General features: G+C 72.7%; 17 protein-coding genes, 2 pseudogenes and 1 riboswitch. Of the genes and pseudogenes, 16 read left to right on the top strand and 3 right to left on the bottom strand.

From position 1 onward, the window contains the following. The first annotated feature begins 72 nt into the window (after positions 1 to 72). The gene (locus AB0Q90_RS09320) at positions 73 to 1,305 is read left to right on the top strand and encodes an inorganic phosphate transporter (protein WP_363164803.1); all 1,233 of its coding nucleotides are present in this window, start codon (positions 73 to 75) and stop codon (positions 1,303 to 1,305) included. A gap of 28 nt (positions 1,306 to 1,333) precedes the next feature. Next, a complete protein-coding gene (locus AB0Q90_RS09315; RefSeq protein ID WP_363164804.1) occupies positions 1,334 to 1,555 on the top strand; it encodes a hypothetical protein in 222 nt (73 codons plus the stop codon). Positions 1,556 to 1,563: 8 nt separating this feature from the next. On the opposite strand, the gene AB0Q90_RS09310 is transcribed toward AB0Q90_RS09315, so the two are convergent. Continuing rightward, positions 1,564 to 5,814: a serine protease gene (locus tag AB0Q90_RS09310; protein WP_363164805.1), complete on the bottom strand. Its 4,251-nt coding sequence runs from the start codon at positions 5,812 to 5,814 to the stop codon at positions 1,564 to 1,566. Beyond that, complete coding sequence (locus AB0Q90_RS09305; RefSeq protein WP_363164855.1) at positions 5,798 to 6,142, bottom strand: CU044_2847 family protein; 345 nt, start codon at positions 6,140 to 6,142, stop codon at positions 5,798 to 5,800. Before AB0Q90_RS09305 ends, AB0Q90_RS09310 begins: the two co-directional genes overlap by 17 nt. Before the next feature lie 223 nt (positions 6,143 to 6,365). Beyond that, a riboswitch (cobalamin riboswitch) is annotated at positions 6,366 to 6,506 on the top strand. A gap of 103 nt (positions 6,507 to 6,609) precedes the next feature. Between AB0Q90_RS09305 and AB0Q90_RS09300 the strand changes: the two genes are divergently transcribed. The 8 genes and pseudogenes from AB0Q90_RS09300 to cobI all read left to right on the top strand — a co-directional run bounded on the left by AB0Q90_RS09300 (position 6,610) and on the right by cobI (position 17,784). Further along, entirely contained in the window at positions 6,610 to 7,551 is a 942-nt protein-coding gene (locus tag AB0Q90_RS09300) for a cobalamin biosynthesis protein (protein WP_363164806.1), read from the top strand. Continuing rightward, positions 7,548 to 9,059: a cobyric acid synthase gene (locus tag AB0Q90_RS09295; RefSeq protein WP_363164807.1), complete on the top strand. Its 1,512-nt coding sequence runs from the start codon at positions 7,548 to 7,550 to the stop codon at positions 9,057 to 9,059. The genes AB0Q90_RS09300 and AB0Q90_RS09295 overlap by 4 nt, the downstream gene beginning before the upstream one ends. Beyond that, on the top strand, positions 9,056 to 12,709 hold the full coding sequence (cobN, locus tag AB0Q90_RS09290) for a cobaltochelatase subunit CobN (RefSeq protein ID WP_363164808.1): 3,654 nt from the start codon (positions 9,056 to 9,058) through the stop codon (positions 12,707 to 12,709). Before AB0Q90_RS09295 ends, cobN begins: the two co-directional genes overlap by 4 nt. Beyond that, positions 12,706 to 14,697, top strand: coding sequence for a putative cobaltochelatase (locus tag AB0Q90_RS09285; RefSeq protein ID WP_363164809.1), 1,992 nt, complete (start codon positions 12,706 to 12,708; stop codon positions 14,695 to 14,697). The genes cobN and AB0Q90_RS09285 overlap by 4 nt, the downstream gene beginning before the upstream one ends. Continuing rightward, entirely contained in the window at positions 14,697 to 15,296 is a 600-nt protein-coding gene (gene cobO, locus AB0Q90_RS09280) for a cob(I)yrinic acid a,c-diamide adenosyltransferase (protein WP_363164810.1), read from the top strand. Before AB0Q90_RS09285 ends, cobO begins: the two co-directional genes overlap by 1 nt. Beyond that, positions 15,290 to 16,136, top strand: a pseudogene (locus tag AB0Q90_RS09275) (cobyrinate a,c-diamide synthase); the annotation flags it as partial. The gene cobO and the pseudogene AB0Q90_RS09275, both read left to right, overlap by 7 nt. A gap of 261 nt (positions 16,137 to 16,397) precedes the next feature. Beyond that, positions 16,398 to 17,053, top strand: a pseudogene (locus AB0Q90_RS09270) (cobyrinic acid a,c-diamide synthase); the annotation flags it as partial. After that, on the top strand, positions 17,038 to 17,784 hold the full coding sequence (gene cobI, locus AB0Q90_RS09265) for a precorrin-2 C(20)-methyltransferase (RefSeq protein WP_363164811.1): 747 nt from the start codon (positions 17,038 to 17,040) through the stop codon (positions 17,782 to 17,784). The pseudogene AB0Q90_RS09270 and the gene cobI, both read left to right, overlap by 16 nt. A gap of 17 nt (positions 17,785 to 17,801) precedes the next feature. Here the strand turns inward: cobI and AB0Q90_RS09260 are convergent, their stop codons facing one another. Further along, positions 17,802 to 18,530 carry a ZIP family metal transporter gene (locus AB0Q90_RS09260; RefSeq protein ID WP_363164812.1) on the bottom strand — a complete coding sequence of 243 codons (729 nt, stop codon included), beginning with the start codon at positions 18,528 to 18,530 and terminating at the stop codon, positions 17,802 to 17,804. An 80-nt stretch (positions 18,531 to 18,610) separates the two neighbouring features. Between AB0Q90_RS09260 and cobM the strand changes: the two genes are divergently transcribed. Genes cobM through cobC form a run of 6 tightly spaced genes read left to right on the top strand, consistent with a single transcriptional unit; the run spans position 18,611 to position 24,892 of the window. Next, entirely contained in the window at positions 18,611 to 19,429 is an 819-nt protein-coding gene (gene cobM, locus AB0Q90_RS09255; RefSeq protein WP_363164813.1) for a precorrin-4 C(11)-methyltransferase, read from the top strand. Beyond that, positions 19,426 to 20,658, top strand: coding sequence for a precorrin-6y C5,15-methyltransferase (decarboxylating) subunit CbiE (gene cbiE / locus AB0Q90_RS09250; protein ID WP_363164814.1), 1,233 nt, complete (start codon positions 19,426 to 19,428; stop codon positions 20,656 to 20,658). The genes cobM and cbiE overlap by 4 nt, the downstream gene beginning before the upstream one ends. After that, positions 20,655 to 22,337 carry a precorrin-3B C(17)-methyltransferase gene (gene cobJ, locus AB0Q90_RS09245; RefSeq protein ID WP_363164815.1) on the top strand — a complete coding sequence of 561 codons (1,683 nt, stop codon included), beginning with the start codon at positions 20,655 to 20,657 and terminating at the stop codon, positions 22,335 to 22,337. The genes cbiE and cobJ overlap by 4 nt, the downstream gene beginning before the upstream one ends. Continuing rightward, positions 22,334 to 22,921, top strand: coding sequence for a precorrin-8X methylmutase (locus AB0Q90_RS09240; protein WP_363164816.1), 588 nt, complete (start codon positions 22,334 to 22,336; stop codon positions 22,919 to 22,921). Before cobJ ends, AB0Q90_RS09240 begins: the two co-directional genes overlap by 4 nt. Next, positions 22,918 to 23,841 (top strand): sirohydrochlorin chelatase, encoded by a 924-nt coding sequence (locus tag AB0Q90_RS09235; RefSeq protein ID WP_363164817.1) that lies wholly within the window; start codon positions 22,918 to 22,920, stop codon positions 23,839 to 23,841. Before AB0Q90_RS09240 ends, AB0Q90_RS09235 begins: the two co-directional genes overlap by 4 nt. Continuing rightward, entirely contained in the window at positions 23,831 to 24,892 is a 1,062-nt protein-coding gene (cobC, locus tag AB0Q90_RS09230) for an Rv2231c family pyridoxal phosphate-dependent protein CobC (RefSeq protein ID WP_363164818.1), read from the top strand. The genes AB0Q90_RS09235 and cobC overlap by 11 nt, the downstream gene beginning before the upstream one ends. Positions 24,893 to 25,056 lie beyond the last annotated feature (164 nt).

Raw genomic sequence — 25,056 nt, 5'->3', positions numbered from 1 at the left:
TCAGTTCACCTTCCGTTCATCCAGGTTACCTACGTTCGTCCAGCCAATGACCTCGAACGATTGCCTGGGTAAATGGAAAACTTCTCGCTGATCCTCGCGATTGTGGTGGTAACCGCACTCGCGTTCGATTTCACGAACGGTTTTCACGACACCGCCAACGCGATGGCCACGACCATCTCGACCGGTGCGCTCAAGCCCAAGGTCGCGGTGGCCATGTCCGCCGTCCTCAACCTTGTGGGTGCCTTCCTCTCCGTGGAGGTCGCCAACACGATCTCCAAGGGTCTCGTCGACGAGACCGGCATACGTCCCGAGGTCATATTCGCCGCCCTGGTGGGCGCGATCCTCTGGAACCTGCTGACCTGGCTGGTCGGACTTCCCTCCAGCTCCTCGCACGCCCTCATGGGCGGTCTGATCGGCGCCACCATCGCCTCGGCCGGCTTCGGCGCGGTCCACGGCGACGCGCTCGTCACCAAGGTTCTGATCCCGGCCATCGCCGCCCCGCTGGTCGCGGGCATCGCCGCGATGCTCGGTACGAAGCTGACGTACTCCCTCGGCAAGAAGGCCGACGGCAAGGCGTCCGAGAAGGGCTACCGCGCCGGCCAGATCGCCTCCGCCGGCCTGGTCTCCCTGGCCCACGGCACCAACGACGCGCAGAAGACCATGGGCATCATCACCCTCGCCCTGGTCGCCGGCGGCACCCTCGCCCCCGACTCCGACCCGCCCATGTGGGTCATCCTCTCCGCGGGCATGGCGATCGCGCTCGGCACCTACCTCGGCGGCTGGCGCATCATCCGCACCATGGGCAAGGGCCTGACCGACCTCCAGCCGCAGCAGGGCTTCGCCGCCCAGACCAGTGCGGCCACGGTCATCCTGGCCTCCTCGCACCTCGGCTTCTCCCTCTCCACCACGCACTCCGTCTCCGGCGCGGTGATGGGTGCCGGCCTCGGCCGCAAGGGCGGCGTCGTCCGCTGGTCGACGGCCACCCGGATGTTCGTCGCGTGGGGTCTGACGCTGCCGGCCGCCGCACTGGTCGGCGCGCTCGCCGAGTACGTCACCGGCCTCGGTGACTGGGGCACGGCGCTCGTCGCGGTCTTCCTGATCGGCTCCAGCGCCACGATCTGGAAGCTGTCCCGGCGTGAGGTCGTCGACCACACCAACGTCAACGAGACCGAGGAGCCGGCCGGTGTCGTCACCACGGCGATGGCCGCCGTCACCCCGCCGCCGGCGGGTGCGGTGACCGAGGACCTCACGGCCACGATCCCGGCCCCGGCGGCCGAGCCCGCGCCCTCGCAGGCGACGGTCTGACCCCCCACCCGGTTAAGGAAGAAGAAGTATGAAGATCGACTGGGCGGCTCTCGGCTCCGTCTTCGGCGTCAGCCTCGTGGTCACCGTGGCCCTGGTGGGCCTGTTCACCCTCGGCATCGCGGGCCTGTCGCGGCGCGAGCGGGCGGTGGCGCAGGGAGGCTCCGCGGGGCTTGCGGTCACCGGCGCGTACGCGTGCTTCGCGGCGTGCGCGGCGGCTGTGACGTACGGGATCTATCTGATCGTGGCGTGACACCTGCTCTACGACATGGCGCTCTGCCCGGGTTCCCCCGGGCAGAGCGCTTTCGTGTGAGCCGCCGGGGGCAGGTTCTCGCGCAGGGCGGGTGGGTCGTAGGTGCCGATGGCGCGGCAGAGGCCTTCGGCAAGGGCCGACTGCTCCAGGGGGATCTCCCACGTGCCCCATTCGGTGCCGTTGCGGAGGGTGTCGTCGCTGAGATGCCAGGCGCCTTCGGGGCGCGGGGCGGAGAGCGTGGCGATGAGCCGGTCGTGGTGTTCGGACCAGAGGTCGGCCTCGGTGGGCGAGGACTCGGCGTCCGTCAGCACGAGACGGCCGCCCTTCTCGAACAGGGCGACCCGCGCGAGATAGCCCGGGTCGAGCTGCCTGACGTGGCCTGAACCGGGGTCCCACACGAAGACGCCCTCTCTCACCGCTACCGCCACACGCCCGCCGTCGTCCCGGTAGAGCACGCTCCCTGCGCTGGAGTCGCTTCCGTCGCCGAAGTCCTCGTACGGGCCTTCCGAGCCGTCGACCAGGCTCCATGTCCTGGCCGTTCCGTTGTTCTGAAGCGCCAGCGCTTCGTGCCCCTTGCCGGGAGACACGGCAAGGGCGACGCAGTAACGCGGGTTCTCGTCGTCCTTCTCGTCGCAGTCCGCGCCCTTGGAGCGGGTCAGGCGCCCCTTGGAGCCGTCCAGTCGTTGCACCCCGTTCCGGCCCAGCAGCAGGAAGTCTCCACTGCCCACCGGCTGCACGTCCCGCACGACCGACGTCGACGTATCGGACAGATCGCGTGCGTGCTCCACACGCGTCAGCTTCTCGGATGTCAGGTGGTACAGCGTCCACCCCCAGTCCCCCCAGACCACCGCCCGCCGACCGTTCCCGCTCACCGTGAGCGAGGGCCAGGAGTCCTTCGGCAGGTCCTTCGACGTCAGGGTCCGCGACGCCGGCCCAGGTCCTCCGAGGAACGAGAGCGTGTGACGCTGTGCCGACGAGTCGTTGTCCGACTCGGACACCAACGCGGCCGACTCCCGACCGGACGAGGAGAACGAAACGGAAGCTCCACCGTCCCCGCCCCGGGACAGTGGCAGGGCGGCCGACGCGCGCACCTCGATCAGCCTGCCCTGGGTCAGGGCCAGCAGCCGTGGCCCGTCCGCTCCGGCCGTCGCAAACAGATAGGGCGTCTCACTCGCCCCCGCGGACAAGGCGTCAGGGATGGGCGCGACGTACCGTCGCCCGCTGACCCGGTCGCACCAGACTCCCAACGACCCGTGTTCCTGCACCAGGAAACGGCCCGTCTCCTCCTCGGAGTTCGGAGCCTGGAAGTCCCCGCCCCCGTCGAGTCTCGTACCGGTCGCCGGCTCCCGGTAACTGCCGTCCGTCCGGTCGGCCTCGATGGTTCCCAGATATCTGCCGCCCGGGCCGATCGTGGCGTCATTCAGACCGTCCCGCTTCCAGACCAGGTCGCCCGTGCCCAGTTGACTGATACGTACGGCGTACCTGTTGAGGAGCTCGTCTCCGGCCGTGTTCCTGATCACGGTGATCAGGGAACCGGAGGCCCCCTTTCCGGCGGGCAGCGCGGCACCGTGCAGACAGCCCTCGGACTGCCACCCGTCCGACGGCACGCTCTGTTGCCGCTTGCCCTCGATGTCGTACAGATGGACGTACGACTTCAGCCGCGCCTTGGCGAAGCACATGCCCGCCCCGCCGACCACATGCAGGAGATGACGACCGTCGGCAGAGAAGTCGAGGATGTCGGAGGTCGAGGAGACGTCTTCCTCCGGCTCCCACCGCCAGTGACGCAACGGCTCGTCCAGGGCTTTCGTGCTCCACACCTTGATGTGCCCCTCGGGTCCCGACACGCTCACCCGGCTCCCGTCGTCGCTCACCGCCACCTGGTTGGCGTGCTCGGGAATGCCCTGGATCTCGTGCTTGGTCCGCGCCGCCCCGAACAGGCCCGTGACCAGATAGGCGCGCAGTACGTTGTCGTCGTCCCGGTGCAGCAGCGCCACGCGGCTCCCGTCCGCGGAGGCGGCCGCGTTCACCACCCGGCCTTCCAGGAAGTCCCCGTCGACCAACGAGACCGAGGACATCGGCGCGTACATCGACATCAACGCCTTGCGCGTCCCGTCCGTGCTCGCGGTCCGATACGCCCGCAGCGCCATCACCGCCGCCGCCACCGGATCCTCGTGGCGCTTCTCCTCCGCCGCGGCGGCCAGTCTGTCGGCCACTTCTTCCGTGGCCTTCAACTCGGCCTGACTGTCAGCCTCCCGCACGAAGTAGGTGAGCAGCCCCGCAACCAGAGCCAGCACCGCCACCACCGCGGCCACGGCCCGCCCCCGGCGCACCACCCTCCGCTGCTGCCGCCGGCTCAGCTCGATGAACTCCACTTCCGCGGCGGTCAGTTCCTCCGCATGTGCCGCCGCCCGCTGCCGGGCCGTCGCGAACTCCTGCCCCCGCAGCAGCAGATCAGGGTGCCGCTCCCCCTCCTCCCAGTCCCGCATCCGCGCCCGTACCCGTTCCTGCCAGACGCGGAAGCCGCGGGTCTCCTCCAACCACTCGCGCAGCGTGGGCCATTGCCGCACGAGCGACTCGTGGGCGAGGGCGACCGTCTCGCGCCCCCTGCTGTCGCGGGCGATGACGAGGAGGCGGGTGGAGGCCAGGGACTGGGCCGCGGTGCGCTGCTCCGGCGGCAGGGCGTCGTAGGCGCGGGCCACTCGGGCGAAGCCCTGGCCGCCGTCGGGCAGGACGAGTTGCTCGAACAGGCGGCGGGCCACCTCGGGGCTCGGACCGTCCGGCGCCGCGCAGACCTCCTTCAGCTGCTGGTCCGCGTAGGCGGCCAACGCACCGTCCACTCCCCCGAGTTCCCGGTACGCCGCATGCGTGAGGCGTCCGCGGTCGCGCCGCTCCCACAGCCGGGACAGGACGAACTCCACCAGCGGCAGGGCCCCCGCCCCGGTGCCCGCGTCCGTCACGATGCGTTCGGCGAGGCCGGGTTCGAAGTCGACGCCGGGGACGGACTCCAGGGGCCGCCGGACGATCTCGGCGAGCTGCTGCCGGGTCATGGGCGCGAGCATCTGGACGGTGACGCTGAGGCGTTCGGCGTCGCCGCCCGCCACGAGGTCCTCCAGGGAGGCCGAGCGCAAGGTGGTCAGGACGCGCAGGTGGCGGCCGTCCGGGTGACGGGCGGACGCCATGGTGAGGAGGGTGCCCAGGAGTTCGCGGGCGCGGGCGGGCTCCGCACCGACCGTCTCCTCGAACTGGTCGAGGACGATGACGTGGCCTGCCGGGCCGGAGCGCTCCAGGAGGCGGGCGCCGATCAGCACCGCGGTCTCCTCGGTGAGCCGCTCGCCGGTGGTGCGCGTGAGATCGGGAAACCGGTCCCGCAGGGCGGCCAGCAGGACGCGCACCGGTGCGGCTCCCGGCTGGCCGACGAAGTCGGTCACCGTGTACCCGGCCGCCCGCAGCAACGGCAGCGCCCCTGCGCGCACGAGGGAGGACTTGCCGACCCCGGACGCCCCCGCCACCGGTACGAAGGGCTGGGTGCGCACGGCGCGGACGATCCGCTCGGTGTCCGCCGCCCGCGCGAAGAACACGCCCGCGTCCTGCTCCCGGAAGGGCTCCAGGCCACGGAACGGCGACGGCCGCAGAGCGGGGTCCAGGCCCAGGAGCAGGGCGGCGGGGATGAGGTACGCGGTGGTCGCGCCGGTGCCGACCTCCGCGGCGACCGTCATGCCGACCACTCCGCCCTGGTCGCTGTCCCAGACCGGCCCGCCGCTGAAGCCGCGGCCGACGGGCGGGCCGCCGGGTACCGGGCGCGCCTCCATCGAGGCCCAACCCTTGCCGACCGCGGCGCGGAGCCGACCGTCGACCCAGACGCCGTGGTCGTCGGTGCGCTGCGGGAAGCCGACGACACGGAAGGCGTGGTCCCAGACCGCCGCACCGCCCGCGAAGCGCACCGGGGCGGTGCCGGGCACCGACTCCTCCAGCGTCAGCAGCGCCATGTCGCCGCCGCCGTCGGGCGCCACCGGGCGCCAGTGCGTGACCGTCGCCCGCAGCCGGTCCGAGGGCGGACTCAGGAGCGGGAAGTCCACGGTCACCGCGGCGACGGGGGGCGTCTCGTCGGTGTCGGGCGTGCCCAGCGCGCTCGCCACGACATGCGCGCAGGTGCACAGCGTTCGTTCGGCGACGAGGAACCCGCAGCCGGCGACCTGGCCGTCGGCGCTCCAGAAGCGCGCGATGGCCCCCGGGAGTTCGTCGTCAGGAGCGGCCGTCATCGGCACGCTGTCCCGGAATGACCGTGTCGTCCTGGGGCGCCCAGCGCATGCTCACCTTGAAGTTGGCCTCCGTCGACCCCTTCGCCACCACGACGCCCGCCTCGGCGCTGAGCGTGATGCCGAACTCGACGGTCACCTCCGCGGGCGGTCTCGCCAGGCTTCTGGCGTCGTCCAGGACCGCGCCGAGGGCGGGGCGCACCCGGCCGAGTGCCTGTTGGAGGGTCTCGGCGGCACCGGCCACCACGCCCCCGCGCGAGACGCGCTGCACTCCGGCCGGGCCGTCGCCGGCCACCTCCAGGAGCACGATCTGCCCGTCGTCCAGCAGCATCTCGCCCACGTACGCCACTGTGCGTCCCCTCCCGCGTCCGTTGCACCCCGTATGGGGCATAGGGGCTATTGCAGGGGTCACCGTGCGTGTTCACAAGCGGGATCGGGGATTGCCGCCCGGCAGAGGGGAATTCAGGGCAAGCAGCCCTCTTTGGGCGGCCTGCCGTGCTAGCGGTGTGGAACTCAGCACACTCCCCCTTCGCAGGTCAACGGCAAGTTGACGGCCCTTCCGGGCCCGTGGTGGACTGCCGGAGCCAGCTACGGCGGCAGGAGAGGAAGCCGGTGTGAATCCGGCGCGGTCCCGCCACTGTCACCGGGGTAGACAGCCCTGGGAGCCAGGAACTCTCACCGCCGATCTCGTCGAGCCAGGGCGCGGACACCCTGAGTGAGGACATATCGCCATGCGCGGCTGCCGATTGAGAGCCTGCCCCAACCGAGCTCTGCCCGACCCCACGGCCGGCTGAGCCGATGCGGGCCGATCGCGTCTTCGCGTACGGCGCCGCCGCCGGCCTCCTCGGTGACCTGCTCCTCGGCGATCCGCGCCGCGGGCATCCGGTCGCCGTGTTCGGGCGGGCCGCCGGCGCCGTGGAACGCGTGCTGTGGCGGGACCACCGGGGCTGGGGCGCGCTGCACACCGCCGTGTGCGCCGGAGGAGCCGTCGCGCTGGGCGCCGTTGCCGCTCGTGCCGTACGCCGCTCCCCTGCCGCCTCCGTCGCACTGACCGGCGCCGCCACCTGGGCGGTCGTCGGGGGGACTTCGCTCGCCCGGGAGGCCCGGGTCATCGGCCGTGCCCTCGAAGCGGGGGACGTCGAGGCCGCGCGGGCACGGCTGCCGCATCTGTGCGGGCGGGATCCGCAGGCGCTGGACGCGGACGGAATCGCGCGCGCGGTCGTGGAGTCCGTCGCCGAGAACACCTCCGACGCCGTCGTGGGGGCGCTCGTGTGGGGAGCCGCCGGCGGGGTGCCGGGGCTTGTGGGGTTCCGGGCCGTCAACACCCTCGACGCCATGGTGGGGCACAAGTCCGAGCGTCATCGGCGCTACGGCTGGGCGTCCGCCCGGCTCGACGACGTCGCCGGGTGGCCCGGAGCGCGGCTCACCGCCGTGCTCGCGGTGGTCGCCGGGGGCGATCCCCGTGGTGGCGTACGCGCCTGGCGTGCCGACGCCGCGAAGCACCCGAGCCCCAACGCCGGGCCAGTGGAGGCCTCGTTCGCGGGGGCGCTCGGGGTCCGGCTCGGCGGGACGTTGTCGTACGGCGGGCGCATCGAGCACCGGCCGGTGCTGAACGGGGAGGGACGTGCAGTGGAAGTCGGGGACATCGAGCGGGCCGTTCGGCTGTCCCGGCGGGTGAGCTGGCTGGCGCTCGGCGTCAGTGTCGCCGCACGCCGGATCGTCAAGGGACGGCGGTCATGACCGGCGGCGGGCTTCTCGTCGCCGGCACCACCTCCGATGCCGGCAAGAGTGTCGTCACCGCCGGAATCTGCCGGTGGCTGGTGCGGCAAGGGGTCAAGGTCGCGCCGTTCAAGGCGCAGAACATGTCCCTCAATTCGTTCGTCACGCGCGAAGGCGCCGAGATCGGGCGGGCGCAGGCCATGCAGGCCCAGGCCTGCCGGGTCGAGCCGACCGCGCTGATGAATCCCGTGCTGCTCAAGCCGGGCGGCGAGCAGAGCAGCCAGGTCGTGCTGCTCGGGAAGCCGGTCGGTGAGCTCAGCGCTCGCGGGTACCACGGCGGGCGGCAGCAGAAGCTCCTCGGGACCGTGCTCGACTGCCTCGCCGAGTTGCGGGGCACGTATGACGCGGTGATCTGCGAAGGGGCCGGGAGTCCGGCCGAGATCAATCTGCGGCGGACCGACATCGTGAACATGGGGATCGCGCGCAACGCGCAGCTCCCCGTACTCGTCGTGGGCGACATCGACCGCGGTGGCGTCTTCGCCTCCTTCTTCGGGACCGTCGCCCTCCTCTCGCCCGAGGACCAGGCGCTCGTCGCCGGGTTCCTCGTCAACAAATTCCGGGGCGATGTGTCGCTGCTCGAACCCGGGCTCGACATGCTCCACGGCCTCACCGGGCGGCACACCTACGGCGTCCTGCCCTTCCGGCACGGGCTCGGCATCGACGAGGAGGACGGGCTGCGCGTCTCCCTGCGGGGAGCGGTGCGGGAGTCCCAGGTCTCCTCCCCCGTCGGCGAGGACGTGCTGCGGGTCGCCGTCTGTGCCGTGCCCCTGATGTCCAACTTCACCGATGTCGACGCCCTCGCCGCCGAGCCGGGTGTGGTCGTGCGGTTCGTGGACCGGCCGGAGGAGCTGGCCGACGCGGATCTCGTCATCGTCCCGGGGACCCGTGGGACGGTTCGCGCGCTGGAGTGGCTGCGGGAGCGGGGGCTCGCGGAGGCTCTCGTGCGCAGGGCCGCCGAGCAGCGGCCGGTCCTCGGCATCTGCGGCGGCTTCCAGATCCTCGGCGAGCACATCGAGGACGACGTCGAGAGCCGGCGCGGGCATGTCGACGGCCTCGGAGTACTGCCCGTGCGGGTGCGGTTCGCCCGCGAGAAGACCCTCACCCGGCCGGTGGGCGAAGCCCTGGGCGAGCCGGTCGAGGGCTACGAGATCCACCACGGGGTCGCCGAAATAACCGACGGCGCCTCCTTCCTGGACGGCTGCCGGGTCGGCCAGACCTGGGGCACGCACTGGCACGGCTCGCTGGAGTCGGACGGTTTCCGGCGCGCCTTTCTGCGGGAGGTGGCGGCCGCCGCGGGCCGCCGCTTCGTGCCGGCCGCCGACACGTCGTTCGCCGCGCTGCGCGAGGAGCAGCTCGACCGGCTCGGCGATCTGATCGAACAGCACGCGGACACGGACGCGCTCTGGCGGCTCATCGAGTCGGGCGCGCCACAAGGACTGCCTTTCATTCCACCGGGAGCGCCCGCATGAGCACTGTGTTGTTGTTGTCGACCGCCGACACGGATCTGCTGGCGGCCCGGGCCGCCTCCGGTGCCGACTACCGGATCGGCAACCCGACCCGCGTGGACGTCGTGAGCGAGCTGCCCGCGCTGATCGAGGGCGCGGACATCGCCGTCGTACGACTGCTGGGTGGCAAGCGGGCCTGGGAGGACGGGCTCGCCGAGCTCAAGGCATCCGGTATCCCCACTGTGCTGCTGGGCGGCGAGGCCGTGCCGGACGCGGAGCTGATGGCCGAGTCGTCGGTCCCGGCCGGTGTGGTGGCCGAGGCGCTGAAGTACCTGGTCGAGGGCGGGCCCGCCAACCTCACCGAGCTCGCCCGGTTCCTCTCCGACACCGTGCTGCTGACGGGCGAGGGGTTCGTCGAGCCGCAGAAGATGCCGCAGTGGGGCATCCATGGCGACCGGGAAATCCGGGCGGACCGTCCGACGGTGGGCGTGGTCTTCTACCGGGCCCATGAGCTGAGCGGCAACACCGCCTTCGTGGACACCCTGTGCGACGCGATCGAGGCACGCGGCGCGAACGCCCTTCCGGTGTACTGCGGTTCACTGCGCGACGCCGACCTCGACCTGTTCCTGGTCCTCGACTCGGCCGACGTGCTGGTCGCCACCGTCCTCGCCGCCGGCGGAACGCACGCCTCGCAGGCCTCGGCCGGCGGTGACGAGGAGGCCTGGGACATCGGCGCGCTCGCCCGGCTCGACATCCCTGTCCTGCAAGGGCTCTGTCTGACCTCCTCGCACACGGCCTGGGACGAGTCCGACGCCGCCCTCTCCCCCATGGACGCGGCGATGCAGGTCGCGATCCCGGAGTTCGACGGACGCCTCATCACGGTCCCCTTCTCCTTCAAGGAGCAGGGCCCGGACGACGTCCCGGTGTACGTCGCCGACCCCGAGCGGGCCGGGCGCGTCGCCGGAATCGCCGTACGGCACGCGCAGTTGAAGCACAAGCCGAACGCCGAGAAGAAGCTGGCGCTGGTCTTCACCGCCTACCCGACCAAGCACTCGCGGGTCGGCAACGCGGTGGGTCTCGACACCCCGGCCTCGGCGGTGCGGGTGCTGGACGCGCTGCGCGACGCCGGGTACGTCGTCGAGGGGCATCCCGACAACGGCGACGAGCTGATCCATCGGCTCATCAACGCCGGTGGCCACGACGTCGAATGGCTCACCGAGGAGCAGCTGGCCGCAGCGCCCGCGCGGGTGCCGCTGGCCGACTACCGGGCGTGGTTCGACAAGCTGGACCCGGAGCTGCGGGACGCCATGCTGGAGGCGTGGGGTGAGCCGCCGGGCAGTCTGTACGTCGACGGGGACGACATCGTGCTCGCCTCCCTCCAGTTCGGGAACGTCGTCGTGATGATCCAGCCGCCGCGCGGCTTCGGCGAGAACCCGATCGCGATCTACCACGACCCGGACATGCCGCCGTCCCACCACTACATGGCGGCCTACCGCTGGCTGGAGAACAGCTTCGGCGCCGACGCCATCGTGCACATGGGCAAGCACGGCACGATGGAGTGGCTGCCCGGCAAGGGCCTCGGGCTCAGCGGCGGCTGCGCGCCGGACGCCGTCCTCGGTGATCTGCCGCTGATCTACCCGTTCATCGTCAACGACCCCGGCGAGGGCACCCAGGCCAAGCGCCGCGGCCACGCCACCGTCGTCGACCACCTCGTGCCGCCGATGGCCCGCGCCGACACCTACGGCGACCTGGCCAAGCTGGAGCAGCTCCTCGACGAGTACGCGCTCGTCTCCGACCTGGACCCGGCCAAGGCGCCGGCCGTTCGCGCCCAGATCTGGACGCTGGTCAAGGCCGCCGAGCTGCACCACGACCTGCATGTCGACGAGCAGCCGGAGGACGGCGACTTCGACGAGTTCGTCATGCACATCGACGGCTATCTGTGCGAGATCAAGGACGTGCAGATCCGCGACGGGCTCCACATCCTGGGCGGCGGGCCGGAAGGCGAGCCGCGGGTGAACCTGGTGCTGGCCGTGCTGCGCGCCTCGCAGGTGTGGGGCGGGCAGGCCAACGCCCTGCCGGGTCTGCGGGCGTGCCTCGCGGCCCATTTCGGGCTGGTCGAGAAGGAGTTGCTGGCCGAGCCGGGCGCTCCGGTGAAGGTGCCGGTGGAGCTCACCGAGCTGGTCGAGGGGCCGTCGCGCACGGCCGCCGACGCGATCGACCTGCTGGAGCAGCTGTGCCGGCGGATCGCGGAGGGCATGGAGGCACGCAACTGGGCCACGGCCGCGAGCGCGCCGCTCGTGCGTGAGGTCATCGGCACCGAACTGGCCGACGCCGTGGCGGTGTTGGAGTTCGCCTGCAACGAGGTCGTACCCCGGCTGGCCCGCACCACGGACGAGATCGGGCACATCCTCAAGGCGCTCGACGGCGGTTACGTCCCGGCCGGGCCCTCCGGTTCGCCCACGCGCGGTCTGGTCAACGTGCTGCCGACCGGCCGGAACTTCTACTCCGTCGACCCCAAGGCGATTCCCTCCCGGCTCAGTTGGGAGGTCGGGCAGTCCCTCGCCGACTCGCTCGTGCAGCGGTACCTCCAGGACACCGGCGAGTACCCGAAGTCCGTCGGCCTCACGGTCTGGGGCACCTCGGCGATGCGCACCCAGGGCGACGACATCGCCGAGATCCTCGCGCTGCTGGGCTGCCGGCCGGTGTGGGACGACGCGTCGCGGCGGGTGACCGGCTTCGAGGTCGTGCCGCTGGATGAGCTGGGGCGGCCGCGCATCGACGTGACCGTCCGTATCTCCGGGTTCTTCCGGGACGCGTTCCCGCACGTGGTCGGGCTGATCGACGACGCGGTGCGGAAGGTCGCCGAGCTGGACGAGCCGGCCGACGCCAACTTCGTGAAGGCGCACGCCGACGAGGACACCGCCGAGCACGGTGACCGGCGGCGGGCGACGGCCCGTATCTTCGGGTCGAAGCCGGGGGCGTACGGCGCGGGTCTGCTGCCGCTGATCGACGCGCGGAACTGGCGGAGCGACGCGGACCTGGCCGAGGTGTACGCGGTGTGGGGCGGTTACGCCTACGGGCGCGGACTCGACGGGCGGGCGGCGCGCGGGGACATGGAGACGGCGTTCAGGCGGATCAACGTCGCCGCGAAGAACGTCGACACGCGTGAGCACGACCTCGTCGACGCCGACGACTACTTCCAGTACCACGGCGGCATGGTCGCCATGGTGCGCCACCTGACGGGCGCCTCCCCCGAGGCGTACGTCGGCGACTCCGCCACCCCCGACCAGGTGAAGACCCGCACCCTGGGCGAGGAGACCCACCGCGTCTTCCGCGCCCGCGTGGTCAACCCGCGCTGGATGGCGGCGATGCGCAGGCACGGCTACAAGGGCGCCTTCGAGATGGCGGCGACCGTGGACTACCTGTTCGGGTACGACGCCACGGCGGGCGTGGTCGACGACTGGATGTACGAGAAGCTCAGCGCGGAGTACGTCTTCGACCCGGAGAACCGGGACTTCATGAAGCAGTCCAACCCCTGGGCGCTGCGCGGTATCACCGAGCGGCTGCTGGAGGCGGCGGACCGCGGCTTGTGGGCCGAGCCGGATGCGGACACTCTGGAGCGGCTGCGCGCCACCTACCTGGAGCTCGAAGGCGACTTGGAGGGCGACCAGTGACAACCCCCTTCCCTTTTACGGCCGTTGTCGGCCAGGACGACCTGCGGCTGGCGCTGCTGCTGAACGCCGTGTCGCCGGCCGTCGGCGGTGTGCTGGTGCGCGGCGAGAAGGGCACCGCCAAGTCGACGGCCGTGCGGGCGCTTTCGGCGCTGCTGCCCGAGGTGTCCGTGGTGCCCGGGTGCCGGTTCTCCTGTGATCCGGCGAAGCCGGACCCCGGCTGTCCGGACGGGCCGCACGAGGCGGGTCCGGGGGCCGGGCGGCCCGCGCGGATGGTCGAGCTGCCGGTGGGCGCCTCCGAGGACCGGCTGGTGGGTGCCCTCGACATCGAGCGGGCGCTGGCCGAGGGCGTGAAGGCCTTCGAGCCGGGGCTCCTCGCGGACGCGCACCGCGGCATCCTCTACGTCGACGAGGTCAACCTTCTCCACGACCATCTCGTCGACCTGCTGCTGGACGCGGCCGCGATGGGCGCCTCGTACGTCGAACGCGAGGGTGTCTCCGTACGGCATGCCGCGCGTTTCCTGCTCGTCGGGACCATGAACCCGGAGGAGGGCGAGCTCCGGCCGCAGCTCCTTGACCGGTTCGGGCTGACCGTCGAGGTCGCGGCCTCGCGTGAGCCCGACCAGCGGGTGGAGGTCGTGCGGCGGCGGCTCGCCTACGACGACGACCCGGCCGGCTTCGCCGCGCGGTGGGCCGAGGACGAGTCCGCCGTACGGGCGCGGATCGTGGCGGCGCGGGAGCTGCTGCCGTCGGTGCGGCTGGGCGACGGGGCGCTGCGGCAGATCGCGGCGACCTGTGCGGCGTTCGAGGTGGACGGCATGCGGGCCGACATCGTGATGGCGCGTACGGCGACCGCGCTGGCCGCGTGGGCCGGGCGGACGGAGGTGCTGGCCGAGGACGTACGGCAGGCCGCGCTGCTGGCGCTGCCGCACCGGCGGCGGCGCAATCCCTTTGACGCGCCGGGACTTGACGAGGACAAGCTGGATCAGACGCTGGAGGAGTTCTCCGGCGAGGGCGACGAGGATCCCGACCCGGACGGGCCCGGTGGGGGTGGCGGGCAGCCGTCGCCGGACGACGCCGGGCCGGAGGGCGGGGACACGGGTGCGCGGCCCGAGGCCGGTGAGGGCGGGGAGCCGCAGCCTTCCGGTGCGGGCTCGGGCGAGCAGTCCGCCGTGCGGGCCTCGGAGCCGTTTCGGGCGAAGGTGCTGAGTGTGCCGGGCATCGGTGAGGGTGCTGCCGGGCGGCGGTCGCGGGCGCGTACCGAGCACGGGCGGACGACGGGTGCGCGGCGGCCGCGGGGAGCGCTGACCAAGCTGCACCTGGCGGCGACCGTGCAGGCGGCGGCTCCGCATCAGCGGGCGCGCGGGCGGTCCGGGCCGGGGCTTGTGCTGCGCCGGGACGATCTGCGGCAGGCGACGCGGGAGGGGCGCGAGGGGAACCTCGTGCTGTTCGTCGTGGACGCCTCCGGGTCGATGGCGGCGCGGCAGCGGATGAGTGCCGTGAAGGGGGCCGTGCTGTCGTTGCTGCTCGACGCGTATCAGCGGCGGGACAAGGTGGGGCTGGTGACGTTCCGGGGGTCTGCCGCGGAGGTCGCGTTGCCGCCCACGTCGTCGGTGGATGCGGCCGCGGCGCGGCTGGAGTCCCTGCCCACGGGTGGGCGTACGCCGTTGGCCGCGGGGCTGCTCAAGGCGCATGACGTGCTGCGCGTCGAGCGGCTGCGGGATCCCGCGCGGCGGGCGCTGGTTGTCGTGGTGACGGACGGGCGGGCCACCGGTGGGCCGGAGCCGGTCGCGCTCGCCGGGCGGGCCGCGCGGCTGTTCGCCGCCGAGGGGATCGCTTCCGTGGTCGTCGACTGCGAGTCCGGGCCCGTGCGGCTGGGGCTCGCGGGGCAGCTCGCGGGTGAACTGGGCGGGACGGCGGTGACGTTGGACGAGCTGCGGGCGGACTCCATCGCCGGGCTGGTGAAGGACGTACAGAGGAGGGCCGCGTAATGCCTCAGGGACAGCCGAGTGTGGTGCCCGACGACGGGCTGACGACTCGTCAGCGGCGGAATCGGCCGCTGGTGGTCGTGCATACCGGGATCGGGAAGGGCAAGTCGACCGCTGCCTTCGGGCTGGCGCTGCGTGCCTGGAATCAGGGGTGGCCCATCGGGGTGTTCCAGTTCGTCAAGTCGGCGAAGTGGAAGGTCGGCGAGGAGAACGCGCTGCGGGTGCTGGGGGCGTCCGGGGAGGGCGGGTCCGTCGACTGGCACAAGATGGGTGAGGGGTGGTCCTGGGTGCAGCGGGACTCCCAGATGGACAACGAGGAGAAGGCCCGCGAGGGCTGGGAGCAGGTCAAGCGGGACCTGGCGGCCGAGACGTACAAGCTGTACGTGCTCGACGAGTTCGCGTACCCGATGCACTGGGGGTGGGTCGACACCGACGAGGTCGTCGACGTGCTGCGGAATCGTCCGGGGACCCAGCATGTCGTGATCACCGGGCGGAACGCGCCCGAGAAGCTCGTCGACTTCGCCGACCTGGTGACCGACATGTCCAAGGTGAAGCATCCGATGGACGCCGGGCAGAAGGGGCAGAGGGGCATCGAGTGGTGACTGCTTCCGTCCCTCGGCTGGTCATTGCCGCGCCTTCCTCGGGCAGCGGCAAGACCACCGTTGCCACGGGGTTGATGGCCGCGTTCGCCGCGCGGGGGTTTGCCGTGTCTCCGCACAAGGTGGGGCCGGACTACATCGATCCCGGGTATCACGCGCTCGCGACCGGGCGGGTGGGGCGGAATCTGGACGCGTATCTGTGCGGGCCGGAGCTGGTCGGGCCGCTGTTCGTGCACGGGGCGCGTGGGTGTGACATCGCCGTCGTCGAGGGGGTGATGGGGATGTACGACGGGGCCGCGGGGGAAGGTGAGCTGGCGTCGACGGCTCATGTGGCGAAGTTGCTGCGGGCGCCGGTGGTGTTGGTGGTCGACGCGTCCTCGCAGGCGCGGTCGGTGGCGGCGTTGGTGCACGGGTTTGTGTCGTGGGATCCGGAGGTTCGGGTCGGGGGCGTGATTCTCAACAAGGTCGCGTCGGATCGGCACGAGGAGTTGTTGCGGGAGGCGTTGGAGTCGGTCGGGGTGCCGGTGATGGGGGTGTTGCGGCGGGCTCCGCAGGTGGATACGCCGTCGCGGCATCTGGGGCTGGTGCCGGTTGCCGAGCGGCGGGCTGCGGCGGTGGAGGCCGTTGCCGCGATGGCTTCGCAGGTTGCCGGTGGGTGTGATCTGGAGGCGTTGGTTTCGCTGGCGCGGAGTGCGGGGGTGTTGTCGTGTGCGGGTTGGGATGCGGCTGAGGTCCTGGCTTCTTCGCCCCCGCCGCCCCTACCCGTCCCGTCCCGGGGGGCTGCGCCCCCGGACCCCCGCTTCGGCCCTGAACGGGCCTCGTCCTCAAACGCCGGACGGGCTGGAAGTACTGCCCCCGCGGGTGGGTGGGGGATCGGGACGGGGATGGCCTCGTCCTCAGACTCCGGACAGGCTGAAAATACAGCCCCCGCGGGTGGGTGGGAGATCGGGACGGTGACCGCCTCGTCCTCAAACACCGGACAGGCTGAAAACACTGCCCCCGCGGGTGGGTGGGGGATCGGGACGGGGATGGCCTCGTCCTCAAGCTCCGGACAGGCTGAAAACACCGCCCCCGCGGGTGGGCCGGGGATCGGCACGGGGATGACCTCGTCCTCAGACTCCGGACGGGCTGGAAGTGCCGACCGGCGGCGCCGCAACAGGCCCGTCGTCGCTTTCGCCGGTGGGTCCGCCTTCACCTTCTCCTACGCCGAGCACAGTGAGTTGCTCGCCGCAGCCGGGGCCGAAGTCGTCACGTTCGACCCGCTGCGGGACGAGCAACTGCCGGACGGAACACGTGGGTTGGTCATCGGTGGGGGCTTTCCCGAGGTGTATGCCGCTGAGCTGTCCGCCAACGAGCCCCTGCGCAAGGCTGTCGCTGCCCTCGCGGAGTCCGGTGCCCCCGTCGCCGCCGAATGCGCCGGGCTGCTCTATCTCTGTCGTGAGCTCGACGGGCAGCCCATGTGCGGGGTGCTCGACGCGACCGCTCGGATGAGTGAGCGGCTCACGCTCGGGTATCGGGACGCCGTTGCGCTCAGTGACAGTTCGCTCGTGGCCGCCGGGGAGCGCATGCGGGGGCACGAGTTTCATCGGACCGTCGTCGAGCCGGGCGCCGGGGCGGCTCCCGCGTGGGGGGTGCGCGCCCCTCAGCGGCGTGTCGAAGGTTTCGTACAACTAGGTGTGCACGCGAGTTATCTGCACACGCACTGGGCGTCCGCGCCCGGTGTAGCCCGTCGGTTCGTGGAGAGGTGCCGGACGTCATGAGCAGCAGCAGGTTGGTCGGGGTCGGTGTGGGGCCCGGGGATCCGGAGCTGGTGACCGTCAAGGGCGTCAACGCTCTGCGGGCCGCCGATGTCGTCGTGGTGCCCGTCATGGACACCGGGGAGCGGGGGCGGGCCGAGGCCACGGTCCTGCACTACGTGCCGGAGGAGAAGGTCGTACGGGTCGTGTTCGCGCTCAATGAGCGGACCGACCGGGGGCGGCGTGAGGCCGCCTGGGACGCGGCGGGGGCGCGGGTTGCGCAGCTGCTCCGCGAGCGCTCCGTCGTCGCCTTCGCCACCATCGGCGATCCCAACGTGTACTCCACCTTCACCTATCTCGCCCAGACGATCGGTGAGCTGGTGCCGGGGACCGTGGTGGAGACCGTGCCCGGGATCACCGCGATGCAGGATCTCGCCTCCCGGTCGGGGGCCGTGCTGACGGAGGGGACGGAGCCGCTGACGCTGGTTCCGGTCACTGCCGGGGCCGCCGTGCTCAAGGAGGCGCTCGCCGGGCCGGGGACCGTCGTCGCCTACAAGTTCGGGCGGCAGGCCGGTGAGGTGGCCGAGGCGCTGCGGGAGAGCGGGCGGCTCGACGACGCCGTGTGGGGGGCCGCGCTCGGGCTGCCCGAGGAGTCGATCCGGCCCGCGGCCGAGCTCGACGGCACTCCGCTGCCGTACCTCTCCACGCTCATCGCGCCCGCGCGGCGCGAGGGCGGGCGGGGCGGCAAGCTGTGAGTCCCGCGAGAGGCGGGTCAGCCGGACACGCCCACCACCAGCCAGATGAAGCCCGCCCCCGCGACCGTGCACAGCAGGGTCGAGCGGGCCGGGTGCTCGTGGTGGGCCTCGGGCAGGATCTCGGCCGCCGCGAGATACAGCAGCGCGCCGCCGAAGAGGCCGAGGTAGCCGCCGAGCAGGTGTTCCGGGATGGTGAACAGCAGCGTGGAGGCCGCGCCCAGCACCGGGGCCGCCGCGTCCGCGAACAGCATCGCGAGGGCTCTGCGGCGGGCGTTCCCGTACAGGCTTGTGATCGTGTACGTGTTGAAGCCGTCCGCGAAGTCGTGGGCGATCACCGCGAGAGCGACGGCTGTGCCCATGCTGTCGCCCACCTGGAACGCCGCGCCGATCGCCACTCCGTCCATCGCGCTGTGGCCGACCATCGCCGCGGCTGCCGTCAGGCCGACCTCGGGGGCCCGGCCGTTCTTCTCCTCGGCGCCGTGGGCGGCCTGACGGGCTGCCAGCAGGCGTTCCACCAGATGGGCCATCAGGAAGCCGGCCACGAAGAGGAGGAGGGCGGCGGGTACGCCGTAGATCTCCTCGCCGGCTACCTCCAGCGCCTCCGGCAGCAGGTCCAGGCCGACCACGCCCAGCATCAGGCCGCCGGCCAGGCCCAGCACGAGATGGCGGCGGTCCGTGACGCGCTGCGCCGTCCAGCCGCCGGCCAGCGTCATCAGGAACGCGCCGAGCGCGACGAAGACCGCCATGTGCTCTTCGTATCCGATCGGCGCCGCTGCGCGCACATTCACATCCCCCGATGAAGTTCCGTACGAGAGGACCCGAACCCATGGCCGACGCCCCCACCGGCAAGGTGACCTTCGTCGGTGCCGGCCCCGGCGCCGCCGACCTGCTGACGTTCCGTGCCGCGCGTGCCATCGCGGAGGCCGACGTCGTGATCTGGGCGGCCAGCCTGGTCCAGGCGGAGGTCCTCCAGCATGCGCGCGAGGACGCGGAGATCCTCGACTCGGCGACCATGTCGCTGGAGGACGTGGTCGGTGTGTACGAGCGGGCGCGGCGGGAGGGGCTGCGCGTCGCCCGTATCCACTCCGGCGATCCCGCCCTGTGGGGCGGCACCCAGGAGCAGCTCGACCGGTGTGCCGAGCTCGGTATCGCCACCGAGATCGTGCCCGGCGTCTCCGCGTTCTCCGCGGTCGCCGCGCTCGCGCAGCGCGAGCTGACGATTCCCGAGGTGGCGCAGTCCGTCGTGCTGACCCGGCTCGGCGGCGGGAAGACGCCGATGCCGCCCGGGGAGGAGGTGCGGGAGTTCGCCAAGCACGGCACCACGATGGCGATCTTCCTGTCGGCCGCCCGCAGCGGGCAGTTGGTGCGGGAGCTGCTGGAGGGCGGCTATCCGACCGACACTCCCGTCGTGGTGGCGTACCAGGCGACCTGGCCGGAGGAACTGCTCGTGCGGTGCACGATCGGCACCCTGGAGGAGACGGTCAAGGAGCACAAGCTCTGGAAGCACACGCTGTTCCTGGTCGGCCCGGCGCTCGACGCGCACGGCACTCGCTCGCACCTGTACCACCCCGGCCATTTCCACGGCTACCGCAAGGCCGACCCGCAGGCCCGCAGGGCGCTGCGCGAGCGGGGTGCGAGTACGTGATCACGGTCTTCGGTACGGGGACGGGGGCGCCGGTTCCCGCCGAGGTGCTGGCCGGGGCCCGGCTGGTCGTGGGCGGGCGGCGGCATCTGGACGCCGCCGCGGTGCCGGAGGACGCCGAGCGGGTCGTGCTCGGGCCGCTGGCGCCCGCGCTCGATGTGATCGAACGGCATCTGGACAAGCAGGGCCGGGTCGTCGTGCTGGCCTCGGGCGACCCCGGGTTCTTCGGGATCGTGCGGGCGCTGGCCGAGCGGTTCGGGTCGGAGCGGCTCGATGTGCGGGCGGGGGTGTCCTCCGTGGCCGCCGCGTTCGCGCGGGTCGGGCTGCCGTGGGACGACGCCGTCGTCGTCAGTGCGCACGGGCGGGAGCTGCGGACGGCCGTCAACGTGTGCCGGGCGCGGCCGAAGGTGGCCGTGCTGACGGGTCCGGGGTCCGGTCCTGCGGAACTGGGGGCGGCCCTCAGGTCCGATGCGCGGGTCCTCGTCGTCGCCTCCGCGCTGGGCACCGCGCAGGAGCGGGTCGAGCGGGTCACGCCGGCCGAGGCCGCGGTCCGGGACTGGGGTACGGCGGTGAGTGTCGTCCTGAGCCTGGACGAGACGCGGCTGCTGGGGCCGGTGCGTACGGTCGCCGGTCCGCCGGCCGGGCCCGCCGGATGGGCCCTGGACGAGACCGAGTTCGCCCACCGCGACTCGATGATCACCAAGTTCGAGGTGCGGGCGCTGGCCCTGGCCCGGCTCGGTCCGCGCCTCGGCGAGCTGGTGTGGGACATCGGCGCGGGCTCGGGGTCCGTGGCGGTGGAGTGCGCGCGGCTCGGCGCCGCCGTCACCGCGGTGGAGAAGACCCGGGACGGGGTGGAGCGCATCCGCGCCAACGCCGCCGCGCACGGCGTGGACGTACGGGCGGTGCACGGGGCGGCGCCGACGGTGCTGTCCGATCTCGACGATCCCGACGCGGTGTTCATCGGGGGCGGGGGGCGCGAGCTGCCCGCGCTCGTGACCGCGTGCGCGCGGCGGGCCCGGCGGACCGTGGTGGTCGCCATGGCCGCGCTCGACCGGGTGCCGGCGGCGCGTGCCGCGCTGGTCGGCTCCGGGTTCGACTGCGACGGGGTGCTGTTGCAGTCGTCGCGGCTGGCGCCGCTGCCCGGGGATGTGTCCCGGCTGGCGGCGACCAACCCCGTTTTCCTGTTGTGGGGAGTCAGAAGCCCCGTCTCTCATGAAGGAGTTGCTCTGTGATCGGCCTCATTTCCGCCACCGCGGCGGGGGCGGCTGCGCGGGACCGGCTGGCTGCGGCGTGGCCGGAGCGGACGCGTGTGTACGAGGGTCCCGTGGGGGACGCCGTGCGGGCCGCGTTCGCGGAGTGCGAGCAGCTCGTGTGTTTCCTGGCCACGGGGGCGGTGGTGCGGCTGGTCGCGCCGCTGCTCGGCGACAAGGCGTCCGACCCGGGTGTGGTGTGCGTCGACGAGGGCGGGCGGTTCGCCGTGTCGCTGCTCGGCGGGCACGGCGGCGGCGCCAATGAACTCGCCCGCGAGGTGGGCGAGTTGCTGGCCGCCGAGCCGGTCGTGACCACGGCGACGGACGCGGTCGGCATCCCCGGTCTGGACACCCTCGGGCTGCCCTACGAGGGTGATGTCGCCGGGGTGAGCCGGGCCCTGCTGGACGGGGAGCCGGTGGCGCTGGCCACGGAGGTGGCGTGGCCGTTGCCGCCGCTGCCGCTCGCGGCCGAGGGGGACCGGCGGGTCCGGGTGACCGATCGTGCGGGTGAACCCGCCGACGGTGAGGTGCTGTTGCGCCCGCCCACGCTCGTCGTCGGCGTCGGCGCCTCCAAGGGCGCGCCCGTCGAGGAGGTGCTGGGGCTGATCGAGGGGACCCTGCGGGAGGCGGGACTGTCTCCTCGTAGCGTCGCCGAACTCGCCACTGTGGACGCCAAGTCGGAGGAGGCGGGGATCGTCGGGGCCGCTGGGCGTCTCGGGGTGCCGGTGGTGACGTACTCGGCCGAGGAGCTGGCGGGCGTCGAGGTGCCCAACCCGTCGGACGCGCCGCTCGCCGCCGTGGGAACGCCGTCCGTGGCGGAGGCCGCCGCGCTGATCGGCGGGGGCGAACTCCTCGTGCCCAAGCGGAAGTCGGCCGCTCAGCCCGCCATGGCCACCTGTGCCGTCGTACGGCGTGCCGGGCGCGGGCGGCTCGCGGTGGTCGGGCTCGGGCCCGGTGCCCGGGATCTGCTGACGCCGCGCGCGAAGGCGGAGTTGCGGCGCGCTTCGGTGCTCGTCGGGCTCGACCAGTACGTCGACCAGATCCGCGATCTGCTGCGGCCCGGCACCCGGGTCCTGGAGTCGGGGCTCGGCGCGGAGGAGGAGCGGGCGCGGACAGCTGTCGCGGAGGCCCGCAAGGGGCTGGCCGTCGCGCTCATCGGCAGCGGTGACGCGGGCGTGTACGCCATGGCCTCGCCCGCGCTCGCCGAGGCCTCCGACGACATCGACGTGATCGGGGTGCCCGGCGTGACGGCCGCGCTCGCCGCCGGGGCGATCCTCGGTGCGCCGCTGGGCCACGACCATGTGTCGATCAGCCTGTCCGACCTGCACACGCCGTGGGAGGTCATCGAGCGGCGGGTGCGGGCGGCGGCCGAGGCGGACATCGTGGTCACCTTCTACAACCCCCGTTCGCGGGGCCGTGACTGGCAGCTGCCCAAGGCGCTGGCGATCCTCGCCGAGCACCGGGAGCCGGCCACGCCGGTCGGTGTCGTGCGCAACGCGTCCCGCCCCGACGAATCCAGCCGGCTCACCTCGCTGGCCGCACTCGACCCGGCGACGGTCGACATGATGACGGTCGTGACCGTGGGCAACACGGCGACCCGGAACATCGCGGGGCGCATGGTGACGCCGCGTGGCTACCGCTGGCAGGAGGGGGTCGAGTGAACCGCGTCGTCCATCCGATCGAGGTGGAGTCCTACCGGCGGCTGCGCGCCCGGCTGGACACCTCGCACTTTCCGCCGCTGACCCGGGCGGTGGTGGAGCGGGTCATCCACTCCGCCGCCGATCTGGAGTACGCGAGCGATCTCGTCATGGACGAGGGCGAGTTGGCGAAGGCGCACCTCGCGCTGCATGCCGGCGCGCCCGTCGTCGTGGACGTGGAGATGGTCGCGGCCGGGATCACCCGGCGGGAGACCGTCTGCCGGCTGAAGGACGCGGTGGCCGGGCCGGGTCTGACCCGTTCGGCGCATGCGATCCGGCTGGCGTACGACCGGGTCGGTCCAGGCGCTCTGTGGGTGATCGGCAACGCGCCGACCGCCCTGGAGGAGCTGCTGACCCTCGATGCCGCCCCGGCCCTCGTCATCGGCCTGCCCGTCGGCTTCGTCGGCGCGGTCGAGTCCAAGGCCGCGTTGCGCGAGAGCGGGCTGCCCGCCGTGAGCAACGTGTCCGAGAAGGGCGGGTCGGCGGTTGCCTCCGCCGCGCTCAACGCCCTGCTGTACCACCCCGTTCCGTCTGAGGAGAACCCGTGACCACCCCGCCGCCCGCCCTGCTCATCGCCGGCCATGGCACCCGGGACGATGCCGGAGCCGAGGCGTTCCGCGACTTCGTCCGGGAACTCGGCGCCCGCCACCCCGAGCTGCCCGTCGCGGGCGGCTTCATCGAGCTGTCCCCGCCGCCGCTGGGCGATGCCGTCACCGAACTGGTGGAGCGGGGCGTACGCCGGTTCGCCGCCGTTCCGCTGATGCTGGTGTCCGCCGGGCACGCCAAGGGGGACATCCCCGCGGCGCTGGCCCGCGAGAAGGAGCGGCACCCCGGGATCTCGTACACCTACGGCCGTCCGCTGGGCCCGCACCCGTCGCTGCTGCGCGTGCTGGAGCGACGGCTGGACGAGGCGCTGGGCTCCGCCGAGCGCACGCCCGGCGACCGCTCGGACGTGACCGTGCTGCTCGTCGGGCGCGGCTCCACCGACCCGGACGCCAATGCCGAGGTGTACAAGGCGGCGCGGCTGCTGTGGGAGGGCCGCGGCTACGCGGGCGTGGAGACGGCGTTCGTGTCGCTGGCGGCGCCGGACGTGCCGAGCGGCCTGGACAGGTGCGTCAAGCTGGGCGCACGTCGGATCGTGGTACTCCCCTACTTCCTGTTCACGGGCATCCTCCCGGACCGGGTGCGGCAGCAGACCGAGGGCTGGGCGGCCGCGCACCCCGAGGTCGAGGTGCGGTCCGCCGATGTGATCGGTCCGGAGCCGGAGCTGCTGGACCTGGTGATGGAGCGGTACGAGGAGGCCATCAAGGGCGATCTGCGGATGAACTGCGACTCGTGTGTGTACCGGATCGCGCTGCCCGGCTTCGAGGACAAGGTCGGGCTGCCGCAGCAGCCGCACTTCCACCCGGACGACGACGGTCATCACCACCACCATCACGGAGGGCACGCACACTCCCATGCGCACTGAGGGCCACGATCTGCGGCACCACGGGGACGCCGAGGTCCGTGACGACGGTTCGACGCTGGTCGACCTGGCGGTCAACGTCCGCGCGGACACGCCTCCGGTGTGGCTGCGGGAGCGGATCGCCGGGTCGCTGGCCGGGCTCGCGGCCTACCCGGACGGGCGGGCCGCGCGGGCGGCGGTGGCGGCCCGGCACGGGCTGCCGGTGGAGCGGGTGCTGCTGACGGCGGGTGCCGCGGAGGCGTTCGTGCTGCTCGCGCGCGCCCTGAAGGTGCGTCAACCCGTGGTGGTGCACCCGCAGTTCACGGAGCCGGAGGCCGCGCTGCGGGACGCCGGGCACACCGTCGACCGGGTGCTGCTGCGGGCGGAGGACGGGTTCCGGCTGGATCCGGCGGCCGTTCCCGAGGACGCCGACCTGGTCGTGATCGGCAACCCGACGAACCCGACGTCGGTACTGCACCCGGCCGCCACGATCGCCGAACTCGCCCGCCCGGGGCGGACGTTGGTGGTGGACGAGGCGTTCATGGACGCGGTGCCGGGCGAGCGGGAGGCGCTGGCCGGGCGCACGGACGTGCCCGGCCTTGTCGTGCTGCGCAGCCTGACCAAGACCTGGGGTCTTGCCGGGCTGCGCATCGGCTACGTCCTGGCGGCGCCGGAGACGATCGCGGACCTGGAGCGGGCCCAGCCCCTGTGGCCGGTGTCCTCCCCCGCACTCGCCGCGGCGCAGGCCTGCGTCGAGCCACAGGCACTGGCCGAGGCCGCCCACGCCGCCCACCGCATCGCCGCCGACCGCGCCCATCTCGTGGCCGGTCTCGGCGCGTTCGCTGCGCGGGGGGTGCGGGTCGCGGAACCGGCCGAGGGCCCCTTCGTCCTGGTACGGCTGCCGGACGCGGCCGCAGTCCGGGGGCGGCTGCGCGAGCTGGGATTCGCGGTACGGCGCGGGGACACCTTCCCGGGCCTCGACGAGGAGTGGCTGCGGCTGGCTGTACGGGACCGGGGGACGGTCAGCTCGTTCCTTACGGCGCTGGATCGGGCCTTGGGGTCGGGGCGGGGCTGAGCGGGGCCTTCCCCGGCCCGACGGGCAGTGGCTACGGCCGGCCCGTTCGGGACCGGGCAACCGTACCGCCTTCACGGCGCCGGATCGTCGCTGAGTCACGGCCCCGGCCGACCGTTCGGGGCCGGGCGACGGTCCGCTCCGTCCTCACCGCGCCGGATCGGGCA

The sequence above is a fragment of the Streptomyces sp. NPDC079141 genome (genome assembly GCF_040686775.1).
Classification (GTDB): Bacteria; Actinomycetota; Actinomycetes; order Streptomycetales; family Streptomycetaceae; genus Streptomyces.
Note: the sequence above shows the minus strand (reverse complement) of the source record. Positions and strands in the feature narration are given on the sequence as shown.

Excerpts from the sequence above, each read along its gene's own strand:
- AB0Q90_RS09300 (WP_363164806.1), top strand. The coding sequence starts at position 6,610 with ATGCGGGCCGATCGCGTCTTCGCGTACGGCGCCGCCGCCGGCCTCCTC.
- cobC (WP_363164818.1), top strand. The coding sequence starts at position 23,831 with ATGCGCACTGAGGGCCACGATCTGCGGCACCACGGGGACGCCGAGGTC.
- AB0Q90_RS09320 (WP_363164803.1), top strand. The coding sequence starts at position 73 with ATGGAAAACTTCTCGCTGATCCTCGCGATTGTGGTGGTAACCGCACTC.
- cobM (WP_363164813.1), top strand. The coding sequence starts at position 18,611 with ATGGCCGACGCCCCCACCGGCAAGGTGACCTTCGTCGGTGCCGGCCCC.
- AB0Q90_RS09295 (WP_363164807.1), top strand. The coding sequence starts at position 7,548 with ATGACCGGCGGCGGGCTTCTCGTCGCCGGCACCACCTCCGATGCCGGC.
- cobN (WP_363164808.1), top strand. The coding sequence starts at position 9,056 with ATGAGCACTGTGTTGTTGTTGTCGACCGCCGACACGGATCTGCTGGCG.
- cobO (WP_363164810.1), top strand. The coding sequence starts at position 14,697 with ATGCCTCAGGGACAGCCGAGTGTGGTGCCCGACGACGGGCTGACGACT.
- AB0Q90_RS09305 (WP_363164855.1), bottom strand. The coding sequence starts at position 6,142 with ATGCTGCTGGACGACGGGCAGATCGTGCTCCTGGAGGTGGCCGGCGAC.
- AB0Q90_RS09260 (WP_363164812.1), bottom strand. The coding sequence starts at position 18,530 with ATGGCGGTCTTCGTCGCGCTCGGCGCGTTCCTGATGACGCTGGCCGGC.
- AB0Q90_RS09315 (WP_363164804.1), top strand. The coding sequence starts at position 1,334 with ATGAAGATCGACTGGGCGGCTCTCGGCTCCGTCTTCGGCGTCAGCCTC.
- AB0Q90_RS09310 (WP_363164805.1), bottom strand. The coding sequence starts at position 5,814 with ATGACGGCCGCTCCTGACGACGAACTCCCGGGGGCCATCGCGCGCTTC.